Origin of the sequence: Sphingomonas rosea (genome assembly GCF_039538065.1) — a bacterium.
GTDB classification, from domain to species: Bacteria; Pseudomonadota; Alphaproteobacteria; order Sphingomonadales; family Sphingomonadaceae; genus Sphingomicrobium; species Sphingomicrobium rosea.
Map to the genome: position 1 here is coordinate 2,297,398 of NZ_BAABBR010000001.1, position 11,696 is coordinate 2,309,093.

Below are 11,696 nucleotides of genomic sequence, written 5' to 3' on the forward strand. Positions count from 1 at the left end.
CGTCCTAGCTCTGGATCATCTGGCGCACGAAGGGCGCGTCGGGGGCGCTCGGCGCCATGGCGAGATAGCGCTGGAGCGCCGAGCGGCCCTCGGCGGCGCGGCCCTGCTTCATCAGCATGACTCCGTGCCAGCGCCACGCGTCGGCCGGCGCATCGGGATATTTGACCGCCTCGGCATAGGAAAGCGCGGCGGCCTGCTGGTAGCCGGGACCATTGCGCAGCCGGTGGATCTCCCCGCGCGAGAACAGGAGCTGCCCGTTCCAGCCGTCGCGGGCGAGCGTCTCGACGATATACTGGCTCGCCCCGGGGTCGTTGAGCTTCACCTGGTCGTCGAACAGCATCGCGCGAATGGGCGCGATCGCTTGGAGGTAGCGTTCGCGACCGCGGTCGTAGGTGCGGCCGGGCACGGTCAGCTCGCCCGCGGAGATGCGTAGGTCCTTCAAACGCTCCTGCGGCGCCGGGTGGGTTGCGAACAGGCTGTAGCCGCGGTCGACCCGCTTGCGCCGTTCCTTCGCCGACCATTCGAGCTCGCGAGTCAGCTGGTCCCAGGTTTCGGACATCGAAAGCGGCGCATAGCCCGCTTCGGCGATCAGCTTGACGCCCATCGCGTCGGCCTCGGCCTCCAATTGGCGCGAATAGCGGAACAGGGTCAGCATCGTGCCGAGCTCGGCCAGCCGGACGAGGTCGCCGGTGTAGGTGCCGGTCGCGCCCCCCGCCATCCCCGCGCCCATGGCGAGGAAGGTGAAGATGTTGGTCTTGCGCTTCATGTCGCGCCACGAGCGCAGCTGATGCTTGAGGAGGAAGTGGCTGCTCTCGTGCGCGATCACGCCGGCGAGCTGCGCCTCGTCGCGCATGCGCAGCAGAAGGCCCGAGAAGAAGACCGTGAATCCGGTCGGGAACATCATTGCGTTGAACTCGGGGACGCGCGCGAGATAGATGCGCATGTCGCCCGCGGCCGGCCCGCCGACCTTGCGGATCAGGCCCTGCAGATAGGTATTGAGCGCCGGATCGCGGATCAGGAGGTTCGACCCCGCGACCTCCTCCTCGACCCGCTCCATCTGCTGCCACAGGCCCTTTTCGTCCTGATCGACCGCCTTGTAGCCGGGACCGATCAGCGGCTTGAGCGACGCAGGCGCGATGCGCGCGACAGCGGGGCCGGCGAGAAGCGCGGCACCTGCACCGGTCATCAGCGCACGACGGGAAAAATCGGCGGTCACGGGCGTGCGCTCGCGGCGGCAGCCTGGAGCCGGCGCGCGTCCCGGCCCGGCTTCATCCGACCGAGCAGGCGGTCGACCATCTGCGCGGCGCCGGCGGGCGTGCGGATGTCGCCCATCTTGATGCCGGCGACCTGGCTTCCGGTCTGGAGGACGTTGAACCAGACGACCTCGCCGGTGCGCAGGTCGACGAGGCTGGCGTAGGCGCTCTGCCCGCCCCCGCCGACGTTGGGCGCGCAGAAGCCAATGAAGCAGCCGGCGATCCCGAGCACCTGAAGCGCGACGCGGCCCTGGTCGGCGAAGGCGTCCTCGGCGTGGAGGAACAGGGCGTAATCGTAGCCGGTCGCGCGGCCAAGCTTCACCGCATCTTCACCGAGCGTGTAATCGAGCCCGCGCCCGCGCTTGGTCGGCAATTCGGCGCCGGCGAACTTGTGGAGCGCGATCGAATTTCCGACCGCGCTGTGGAGCCGCTCGAGGTCGGCGACGGTCTCGGGCGAGACTCCGGCAATCGAATCGCGCCGGTCGAGGATCCGGGTCTCGCCGCCCCTGCCCGCCTGCTGCGCCCGGAGCGCCGCGACGAGGTTGGCGCGCGCGGTCTCGGTCCAGTCGGCACGCGGCTCGGTGAGCCCGCCGGCCTTGACCGATCCGACCGTCACGTCGGGGCGCATCACGAGCAACTTGTAGTCGCCCTGCGGCGGCGTGAACTGGAGATCGGCGATCTGCCGGGTCTGGACGCAGCCCCCCAGCGAAAGCGCCACGGCGGCCAGCGCCGCCCCCATGCCAACACGCCGCATCACCGCACCCCTTCGCTTGACAGCCGACATGAAAGTCCCCTGACTTCAGTCACTTGGTCGCATTCGCGCTAATGGTGCCAAGCTTTCCGCCGAATGAACATAGCGAAGTTGAACAGGCGTCCCGCATGTCCCAACTTTTCCCTAATGGCGCGCTAACCCTGTCTTTACGCGGGTTGGTATAGCTTGCGCCGGTATGGAGCGATCCCAAGCCCAACAGGGATGCGAAAAGGAAGAGTTTATGGTGCAGGCCAGCATGGCACGGACGAGCGGCTCGGCAGTAGCCGAGGCGCATGCCGCGCGGCTCGACGCGGCGGGATGTCACACCCATGCCCATGTCACCGACCTGGCCGGCCCGCTGGCGCCTTACCGGGCGCGCGACCTCGATGATTTCGTCCATCTCCTCTGCGCCATCTACGGCCGCCAGCCGAGCGTGATCGAGCTTGCCCTGACCTCGGCCCCGCCGGCCCCGGTCCGCGCGTGGCTCGAGGCCGCCGCCAACGCCTTCGAGCGCGAGCGGCTCTACCTCGTCCGGCTGACCTCGGCCGCGGGGCCGATCCCGAGCACGCCCGGCGCCGCCGAGACCGAAAGCGCGCTTCTCGCCCAGCGCCATGCGCTCGAAACGCTCGCCCGCTCGGAGCGCCAGGGTTGCGCCATCGGGGCGGCGACCGCGCTCGTCTCCGACTGGGCCAATCTTCGTCCGCTCCTCGACAAGGCCGCGCAGCGCGTGTCGGTCGACGTCGCCCCCTGCGCGCTCCCCGGCGAGGATTCGATCGCCACGGTGCTCGACCAGGCCGGCGGCACCATGGCGAGCGACCGCGCGATCCGCTTCGGCGCCGAGCAACTCCTCCTCCAGCACCGCGCGCTGTTCGACCTCCTCGAAGCCCGCAGCGAGGCCCGCGAAGACTATTGAGCGGCGCGGCTTGCCAGACGACCGGCCGCCGTTAAGCTCCGCCCCGATCCCAGCGGAGTGAAGTCCTTGCGTATGAAGTCCATCCTGCTCTTCGCCACCTTCGGCCTCGCTTCGGCCGCGTCCGCGCAGGAGGCCCCCGCCCCGGCCGCCCCCGCCGCGACCGAGGCCAAGCCCAAGCTCATCTGCCGCCGTAACGAGGACACGGGCACCCGCCTCGCCGGCAAGACCTGCCTCACCAAGGAGCAGTGGGCCGAGCGCCGCAAGCGCGAGTTCGGCGGCGAGGGCGTCGGCGACCAGGCCGAGCGCCAGGGAGCATCCCAGGCCAACTGAGCTTGCCTGCCGCGCTGGCCCGCCATAGGCAGGGCGCATGCGCTTTGAAGGCACCCACGATTATGTCGCGACCGACGACCTCAAGGTCGCGGTCAATGCCGCAGTCACGCTTCGGCGGCCGCTCCTCGTCAAGGGCGAGCCGGGGACGGGCAAGACCGTCCTCGCGCACGAGATCGCCCATGCGCTCGGCGCGCCGCTGATCGAGTGGCACGTCAAGTCGACCACGCGGGCGATCCAGGGCCTGTACGAATATGATGCGGTGGCGCGGCTTCGCGACGGCCAGCTCGGCGATCCGCGCGTCCACGACATCTCGAATTACATCCGCAAGGGCAAGCTCTGGGAAGCGTTCACCGCGCCCAAGCTTCCCGTGCTGCTGATCGACGAGATCGACAAGGCCGACATCGAATTCCCGAACGACCTCCTGCAGGAGCTCGATCGGATGGAATTCCACGTCTACGAGACCGGCGAGACGGTGAAGGCGGCCGAGCGCCCGGTGGTGGTGATCACCTCGAACAACGAGAAGGAGCTGCCCGACGCCTTCCTGCGCCGCTGCTTCTTCCATTACATCAGCTTCCCTGACCGCGACACGATGGAACGGATCGTCGAGGTCCATTTCCCCGGCATCCAGAAGATTCTCGTCGGCCGCGCGCTCGACCTCTTCTACGAAGTGCGCGAGGTGCCGGGCATCAAGAAGAAGCCGTCGACCAGCGAGCTGCTCGACTGGCTGAAGCTGATCCTGCACGAGGACATGCCGCTCGAGGTCCTCCAGAACCGCGATCCGACCAAGGCGATTCCCCCGCTGCACGGCGCGCTGCTCAAGAACGAGCAGGACGTGATGCTGTTCGAACGCCTCGCCTTCATGGCACGGCGCAAGGGGTAGAGAATGGCGCTCCGGCCGTCGCCGGAGGACGATCTCATTCGTCCCGGTAGGCGATCTCGTAATTGCCCCATCGCTTGCCGTTGATGAACAGCGGCACGAACACGTTCTTCACCGGGAAGGTCTTTTCGCCCAGTTCCATGCGGTAGGTCATCAGCGTCGCAGGCTTTTCGCTTTCGATCGCGGCGCGGGTCTGTTCGTCCATGAAGATGCGGCGGTTGCGGCAGTGGGCGTCGTTCCAGACGGGATCTGGGCCCGGTTCCTGACAGCGCTCGGACAGGTGGGTCGGAAGGAAGCCGTCGACGTTGGTGATCGCCGAGGCGAGGATTCGCGAATCCTTCATCTTGAACCGGTCGAGGATCGGGCGGACGTGTGCGTCGGCAAAGTCGCAGAAGCGATTGTCGTACTGGACCGGGTTGCGCCCGGGGATGGGTGTGTAGGTCCGGTCGAAGACGTCATCCATCTGGATCTCGCCCTTGGTGATCCCGCGCTCGACCGCTTCGGCGATGGCGCGCATCGCGTCCTGGGCGAGAATGATCATCGGCGTGTCGTCGATCTCGGCGCCCGAATTGGCGAGCGTGTCGAGCATCGTCGCGGACAGCATCTCGAGCTTGGTCAGGCGCTGCTGCGCGACGCCCAGCGCCCCGCCATTCTCGCGCGCGTCCTCGGCGAAGTCGGTCAAGCTCGCCTTCACCCGGTCGACGCTCGACTGGATGAGGCTGGTCGAATGGGCGATGCCCTCGGTCTGGCGGTCGACCATGCCGACGATCTCGCTCACTTCGCGGACGGTTTCGCTGATCTGGCCGAAGCCCTTCTGCGCGGCGCGGCTGCGCTCGACGCCGGTCTTGATCTCGGTGGTGACGGCGCCCGCCTCGCGGGTAAGCTCGGAGATGGTGAGGCCGATCTGGCTGGTCGCGGCACGCGTGTCGTGGGCGAGCTTCTTTACCTCGGCCGCGACCACCGCGAAACTGCGGCCGGCGTCGCCCGCGCGAGCAGCCTCGATGGTGGCGTTGAGGGCCAGCATGTTGGTCTTGCGCGCAATCGCCTCGATGGTCGAGGAGACGCTCTGCACCTGGTTCATCGCCGAGGCGAAGGTCGCCATCCGCTCGCCCAGCTGGACGACGAGTTCGGTCAGTCCCTTGAAGCCGGCAATGGTCTGCTCGATCGCATCGCGGCCGGCATCCAGCTTGGCCTTGGCCTGCTCGGACAGCAGCCGCGCCTCGTCGGTCGAATCCGACACGCGGGCCTGGTCGGCGAGAAGCCGGGTGGTCACTTCCTCGAGGCTGTCGAGGGTCTTGAGGTGGGTGCCGATGCGGGCGGACACGTCGGTGACGTAACCGGCGACGTCGGAGCATTCGATCGACAGCGACCCGCAGCTACGCGCCACCGTACGGATGGCATCTTCGGTGACCTGTTCGAGTCCGGCAGTCGCCATGAAAATCCTCGGCAAAGAACGTTTGTCCGCCGTGGATGTAACGGGGAGGTTCTAAGGCGAGGTTAACCAGAAACGCGAACGCCGCCCCCGCACAGGCAGGGACGGCGTCCGTTGTTATCGCTGCTGCTTAGGCCTGGGTGCCGAGGTACAGCAGCCACATCTTGGCGATGCCGGCCTTGCTGCCGGTCACCGCGTTCAAGGCGGCGGTGGCGCCGGCCTTGTCGCCCGAGCGGGCGAGCGCGATGCCGAGGCGCAGGTTGGCGGTGTCGGCGCCCGCCCCGCCCTTGGCAACCTGGGCGCGATAGGCGGCGGCCGCCTTCGCATAGTCGCCGCGGCCAAGGTAGACGTCGCCGTTGGGCGCGCTCTTGTCGGCGGCGTCACGGGTGACGGCCGAGCTGTAGAGGTCCTTCCACGGCGCCTTGGTCTTGTCGAGCTTGCCAGCGGCGAACGCTTCGCTGAGCACGGCCTTGGCCTCGCCCGGAAGACCGCGGGTGATCAGCGCATCGACGTACGGATAATAGTCCTGCTCGCCTTGGAAGCTGTTGGTGGCGCGCTGCAGGCGGAACAGGTCGACCTTGTCGGCGGCCTGGAAATTGCCGCGCTGCTCGGCGAGCTTGATCGCGATCCGCCAGTTCTCGGGCGTCGGCGAGGTCTTGAGCTGCGCCAGCGCGAGATCACCCGCCTGCGGCAAATTGTTGTTCACCGCGATCGCATAGATCTGGCGGGCGATCTTGGGATCGGCGGGTTTGCCGGCGGCGGCGTCGAGCGCGGCGACCTTCTGCAGCGCGGCGATCGCGTCGGCGGGACGCTTCTGGCGCTCACGCACCGCGGCGACGACGGCCTGAATCTCGGCGTTGTTCGGGTCGAGCGCGGCGGCCTGGTCGATATGCGCGGCGGCCTGGTCGGTCGCGTTCGCATTGGCGCGCAGCTTGGCCGCGACGAGGTGCAGGTTTGCAAGCTCCTTGCCCTGCAGATAATTGGTGCCGATCGCGCCCTCGACCGCGCCAAGCAGCATCGGGTCGTTCTTGGCGGCGAGCGCCGGCTTGAACAGCAGCTGGTAGGCAAAGAAGCGGTCGGTCGGGGTCTTGGCGGCGGCGAGCGCGGCCTGGCTCAGCGCCGGAAGCTGGGTAATGTTGTTGGCGTTGGCGGCGTCCTGCAGCGCCTTGATCGCGGGCATCGCCTCCTTGGAGATCGCGGCGCCCTTCTGCTCGGTGGCGGCCGGCTTCTGCACGGCAAGCGCCGGCAGCGGCGCGGCGGCGGTGAACAGGAAAGCGGCGAGGAGTGCCGCGGACTTGGTGGTCATGGTCAAAATTCTCCGTCCAAGCGTGAAACCGTGTCGAGCGCCTTTAACTTGCCCCGCGCTCCGTCGCCAGCGCTACAGCCAGATTCGACGTGAACGCCATTTGAACCGCCTGATTACAACAGGTTAGCAGGCGGTATGGACGGATGCTCGGGCTCCCTGCTACCCGCCCCGCCGAACATGATCATCCTGCTTTCCCCCGCCAAGACCCTCGACTTCACCTCGCCCGTCGCCGAGACCCCCACCCCTGCCCGCTTCGCCCGCGAGGCGGCGAGCATCGCCCGCGCCGCGGCCAAGCTGAAAGCGGATGAGCTGGCATCGCTGATGCACATCTCCGACAAGCTTGCCGAGTTGAACGTCGGCCGGTTCAAGGGCTTCCGAAAGGCCGAGGAACGGCCCGCGATCCGTGCCTTCGCCGGCGACGTCTATCGCGGCTTCGATGCGGCGAGCGCCGACGAGGACGTGCTCGCCTTCGCGCAGGATCATCTGCGGATCCTCTCGGGCCTTTACGGCGTGCTGCGGCCGCTCGACGGGATCCGGCCCTACCGGCTCGAGATGGGCACGCGCTGGGCGCCAGCGGGCGGCGACAGGCTGGTCGAGCATTGGGGCCAGAAAGTCGCGCGGGCGGTCCTCAAGGACCTCAAGGAAGATGGCTCGGGCCTGCTCGTGAACCTGGCCAGCAACGAATATTTCGCGGTGGTGCAGCCGTTCCTGCCCAAGAAGGGCGTCAAGCTCGTCATCCCCGACTTCCGGGTACGGACCGCCAAGGGGCTTCAGTTCCAGAGCTTCACCGCCAAGGTCGCGCGCGGCACCATGGCGCGCTGGCTGTGCGAGGAGCGCGTCGCGGACGAGGGCGGACTGAAGCGCTTCGACGCCGACGGCTGGGCCTACGACGCCGAGGGCAGCACCGACGCGAAGCCGCTCTTCATCAAGGGCTGAAAACCGTCCCGGAGCCGCAATAATCCCTCGCACGCGTACGCGCGCGCTGCTAGGCCCTAAGGCACAACCATAACCACAAGCCCTAGGACCTGATTTGGCCACCGAAGCCCCGGCGGGAACCCCGCCCTCGAGCGATTTCATCGCCCCCATCTCCATCGTCGAGGAGATGAAGACCAGCTACCTCGATTATGCGATGAGCGTCATCGTCAGCCGCGCGCTGCCGGACGTCCGCGACGGGTTGAAGCCGGTGCATCGCCGGATCCTCTTCTCGGCCAGCGAAAACGGCTTCGTCTACAACCGTCCCTACCGCAAGTCGGCCCGCATCGTCGGTGACGTCATCGGTAAGTATCACCCGCACGGCGACACCGCGATCTACGACGCGCTCGCCCGGATGACGCAGGACTGGTCGATGCGGCTCCCGCTGATCGACGGCCAGGGCAACTTCGGCTCGATGGATCCCGATCCGCCCGCCGCCATGCGTTACACCGAGGCGCGCCTCGCCAAGGCCGCTGGCTTCCTGCTCGACGACCTCGACAAGGACACGGTCACCTTCCAGCCCAACTATGACGCGTCCGAGCGCGAGCCGCAGGTCCTTCCCGCGCGCTTCCCCAACCTGCTCGTCAACGGCGCGGGCGGAATCGCGGTCGGCATGGCGACCAACATCCCGCCGCACAATCTCGGCGAAGTGATCGCCGCCTGCCGCGCCTATATCGACGATCCGGCGGTCACGTCCGAACAGCTCATGGAGCATGTGAAGGGACCCGACTTCCCGACCGGCGCCATCATCCTCGGGACCGCGGGCATCCGCTCGGCCTACACCAGCGGGCGCGGCTCGGTGGTGGTGCGTAGCCGCTACAAGGTCGAGGAAGGGCGCGGCGAGCGCAAGTCGATCGTGCTCACCGAAATCCCCTACCAGCAGGGCAAGAACGCGCTGGTCGAGAAGATCGCCGAGGCGGCCAAGGACAAGCGAATCGAGGGCGTCAGCGACATTCGCGACGAATCGAACCGCGAGGGCGTCCGGATCGTCATCGAACTGAAGCGCGACGCGACCCCCGAGGTCGTGCTCAACCAGCTCTGGCGGCACACGCCGGCGCAAGGGTCGTTCGCCTGCAACATGCTCGCGATCCGCTCGGGCCGGCCCGAGACGCTGAGCCTGCGCGACATCATCGAGAGCTTCATCAAGTTCCGCGAAGAGGTCATCACCCGCCGCACCAAGTTCGAGCTGAACAAGGCACGCGAGCGGGCGCACATCTTGCTCGGCCTGGTGGTCGCGGTGACCAACCTCGACGAGGTCGTGCGGATCATCCGCGGTTCGGCCTCGCCCGCCGATGCGCGCGAATCGCTGCTGGCGCGTGAGTGGCCGGGTGACGAGATTCGCCCCTACATCCAGCTGGTCGAGGCGATCGAGCCGCAGGCCGCGGGCGAGACCTATCGCCTCAGCGACGTCCAGGTGAAGGCGATCCTTGACCTTCGCCTCCATCGCCTGACCGCGCTCGGCCGCGACGAGATCGGCAATGAGCTCGAGGGCCTCGCCAAGACCATCGGCGAACTGCTCGAAATCCTCGGCAACCGAGTCCGCCTCTACGAGGTGATGCGCGAGGAACTGGACGAGGTCGACGCCGCCTTCTCGACCCCGCGCCGGACCGAGCTCGCCGCCGCCGCCGACGGGATCGACGACGAGGATCTGATCGAGCGCGAGGACATGGTCGTGACAGTGACCATGACCGGCTACATCAAGCGCACCGCATTGTCGGTATTCCGCGAGCAGAAGCGCGGCGGCAAGGGCCGCTCGGGCATGGGCACCAAGGACGAGGATGCGGTCACCAACCTCTTCGTGACCTCGACCCACAATCCGGTGCTGTTCTTCTCCAACCTCGGCCGGGTCTACCGGATGAAGGTCTGGCGCCTTCCCGAGGGCGGGCCGACCGCCAAGGGCCGGCCGATGATCAACCTCCTGCCGCTCGCGGCGGGCGAGGTCATCACCACCGTGCTCCCGCTCCCCGAGAACGAGGACGACTGGAACGCGCTCCACCTGATGTTCGCGACCGCGCACGGCGCCGTGCGCCGCAACAGCATGGACGCCTTCAAGAACATCCCGACTGCGGGCAAGATCGCGATGAAGTTCGGGATCGCCGAGGAAGGCGAAGGCGAGGAAGAGGATGCGACCGACCGCCTCGTCGGCGTCGCGCTCTGCAGCGAGGAGGACGACGTCCTGCTCGCGACCCGCAACGGCAAGGCGATCCGCTTCATGGCGACCGCGATCCGCGAGTTCCAGTCGCGCTCGTCGACCGGCGTCCGCGGCGTGCGCCTGCTCGGCAACGACCAGGTCATCTCCATGTCGATCCTGCGCCGCGCCGGCACCAGCGCCGAGGAGCGCGAGGCTTATCTGCGAGCCCCCAAGTGGCGCGACAATGACGGGGCCGAGGGGCTGGAGGCCGAGCGCTACGCCTACATGGCCGAGGCCGAGCAGTTCATCCTGACGGTCACCCAGAACGGTTTCGGCAAGCGCACCAGCGCCTACGAATATCGCCGCACGAACCGCGGCGGCCAGGGCATCACCAACATCGACACGTCCGAGCGCAACGGCGGCGTGGTGGCGAGCTTCCCGGTTCGCCAGGGTGAGCAGATCATGCTGGCGACCAACCAGGGCAAGATGATCCGTACGACCGTCGGCTCGATTCGCATCGCCGGGCGCAACACGCAGGGCGTGATGATCTTCCGCGTAGACAAGAGCGAGCATGTCGTCTCGGTCGCTCGGATCGACGAGGAGGACGAGGCCGAGGTCACGGTGCTGACCGACGGCGAGACGATGATCGACGACGGCGCGAACACGAGCGAGCAGGAACTCGACAAGCCGGTCGATCCGGGCGTCAGCGAGGAATAAGGGCGCGGGCGGGGCGCAACCCTCCCCCGCCCCGCTTGTTCTCTTCCTGTCACAAGGAGGAGTGAAGAATGCCCATTCCCAATCGCGCGCTGGTGCTGGTGGTCGACGGCCGCAAGATGCTGTTCTTCCGCAACGAAGGCGACGCGAACCAGATCGACCTGCGCACCGAAGCGCACGAGGAGCGCGACGACGCCGCCCATGACGGCGACCTCAAGACCGACGCGCCCGGCACTTCGCACAGCAGCGTCGGAAGCGCGCGCTCGAGCATGGAAGAGACGGACTTCAAGCAGCAGGAAGAGGATGCCTGGGTGAAGGAGGCGGCCGAGAAGCTGCGGCTTCGCGCGCTCCGCGGTGACTTCGAGCACCTGTGCATCGTCGCCCCGCCCAAGGCGCTCGGGGTGCTTCGCAAGGCCCTTCACAAGGAAGTCGAGAAGCGCGTCGTGTGCACCATCAACAAGGAAATGAGCGGCCGCCCGATCCCCGAGATCGAGAAGTTGATCGTCGCCGAGACCAAGGCCGAGGAACCGGCGGACGTTTGAACTGACGGCGTCGTCCCGGCTCGCGCCGGGGCGACAGCCCGTTACGGAAAGAGATGCTCCACCGCCGCGTCGGGCAGCAGTTCGCGCAGGATGATGTTGCGGTGGCAGCCGGCGGGCTCGCGCTCGAAGCAGAGCAGCGCCGAAGGCTTTTCAGCGACGAGGCTCTTCAGTTCCTCGGCCTGGACCATCGCCTCCGGCAGCGCGAGCTGGCCCGCGTAAATCTCTTCGAGCTCGGCAGTCCGGCCCTTGCGCGCGGCCTCGCGTCCCGACGCCGGCGTGCCGAGGGCCTTGAGGTGGACGTAGTCGATCCCCTCCTCCGCCAGCGCGTTCCTGAGCGGGGTCTTGGAAAAGCCGGGACGGCGCGACAGCGGCAGGGCGCGAACGTCGATGACGCGGCCGACCCCCGCGCGCTTCAATGCCTCGAGGAAGTCGCCTTGCGTGGTCGCTTCATAGCCGATGGTGAACAGGCGCATGA

Annotated in this window: 11 protein-coding genes; 6 read left to right on the forward strand and 5 right to left on the reverse strand. The window is 67.5% G+C overall.

Annotated elements, in window-relative coordinates; translation table 11 throughout:
* Positions 1 to 4 precede the first annotated feature (4 nt).
* Together ABD693_RS11375 and ABD693_RS11380 are read right to left on the reverse strand one after the other, a co-directional pair.
* Positions 5 to 1,186 carry a M48 family metallopeptidase gene (locus ABD693_RS11375; RefSeq protein WP_344697183.1) on the reverse strand — a complete coding sequence of 394 codons (1,182 nt, stop codon included), beginning with the start codon at positions 1,184 to 1,186 and terminating at the stop codon, positions 5 to 7.
* A 26-nt stretch (positions 1,187 to 1,212) separates the two neighbouring features.
* Positions 1,213 to 2,007, reverse strand: coding sequence for a hypothetical protein (locus ABD693_RS11380; RefSeq protein WP_344697184.1), 795 nt, complete (start codon positions 2,005 to 2,007; stop codon positions 1,213 to 1,215).
* Between the two features lie 238 nt (positions 2,008 to 2,245).
* Here ABD693_RS11380 and ABD693_RS11385 point away from each other — a divergent pair, with 238 nt between their 5' ends.
* The 3 genes from ABD693_RS11385 to ABD693_RS11395 all read left to right on the forward strand — a co-directional run bounded on the left by ABD693_RS11385 (position 2,246) and on the right by ABD693_RS11395 (position 4,127).
* Entirely contained in the window at positions 2,246 to 2,917 is a 672-nt protein-coding gene (locus ABD693_RS11385) for a DUF6975 family protein (RefSeq protein ID WP_344697185.1), read from the forward strand.
* 66 nt (positions 2,918 to 2,983) lie between these two features.
* The gene (locus tag ABD693_RS11390; RefSeq protein ID WP_344697186.1) at positions 2,984 to 3,247 is read left to right on the forward strand and encodes a hypothetical protein; all 264 of its coding nucleotides are present in this window, start codon (positions 2,984 to 2,986) and stop codon (positions 3,245 to 3,247) included.
* A gap of 37 nt (positions 3,248 to 3,284) precedes the next feature.
* Complete coding sequence (locus ABD693_RS11395; RefSeq protein ID WP_344697187.1) at positions 3,285 to 4,127, forward strand: AAA family ATPase; 843 nt, start codon at positions 3,285 to 3,287, stop codon at positions 4,125 to 4,127.
* A gap of 34 nt (positions 4,128 to 4,161) precedes the next feature.
* Here the strand turns inward: ABD693_RS11395 and ABD693_RS11400 are convergent, their stop codons facing one another.
* The gene (locus tag ABD693_RS11400; RefSeq protein ID WP_344697188.1) at positions 4,162 to 5,559 is read right to left on the reverse strand and encodes a methyl-accepting chemotaxis protein; all 1,398 of its coding nucleotides are present in this window, start codon (positions 5,557 to 5,559) and stop codon (positions 4,162 to 4,164) included.
* 127 nt (positions 5,560 to 5,686) lie between these two features.
* Positions 5,687 to 6,862: a hypothetical protein gene (locus ABD693_RS11405; protein ID WP_344697190.1), complete on the reverse strand. Its 1,176-nt coding sequence runs from the start codon at positions 6,860 to 6,862 to the stop codon at positions 5,687 to 5,689.
* Between the two features lie 177 nt (positions 6,863 to 7,039).
* On the opposite strand from ABD693_RS11405, the gene ABD693_RS11410 reads away from it, so the two are divergent.
* The 3 genes from ABD693_RS11410 to ABD693_RS11420 all read left to right on the forward strand — a co-directional run bounded on the left by ABD693_RS11410 (position 7,040) and on the right by ABD693_RS11420 (position 11,221).
* The gene (locus ABD693_RS11410; protein ID WP_344697192.1) at positions 7,040 to 7,798 is read left to right on the forward strand and encodes a YaaA family protein; all 759 of its coding nucleotides are present in this window, start codon (positions 7,040 to 7,042) and stop codon (positions 7,796 to 7,798) included.
* Positions 7,799 to 7,892: 94 nt separating this feature from the next.
* Positions 7,893 to 10,682: a DNA gyrase subunit A gene (gene gyrA, locus ABD693_RS11415; RefSeq protein WP_344697193.1), complete on the forward strand. Its 2,790-nt coding sequence runs from the start codon at positions 7,893 to 7,895 to the stop codon at positions 10,680 to 10,682.
* 68 nt (positions 10,683 to 10,750) lie between these two features.
* Positions 10,751 to 11,221, forward strand: a complete 471-nt coding sequence (locus tag ABD693_RS11420; protein ID WP_344697194.1) for a host attachment family protein — start codon at positions 10,751 to 10,753, stop codon at positions 11,219 to 11,221.
* Between the two features lie 41 nt (positions 11,222 to 11,262).
* Here ABD693_RS11420 and ABD693_RS11425 read toward each other — a convergent pair whose 3' ends face one another.
* Positions 11,263 to 11,694: a DUF488 domain-containing protein gene (locus ABD693_RS11425; RefSeq protein WP_344697195.1), complete on the reverse strand. Its 432-nt coding sequence runs from the start codon at positions 11,692 to 11,694 to the stop codon at positions 11,263 to 11,265.
* Between the last annotated feature and the right edge of the window lie 2 nt (positions 11,695 to 11,696).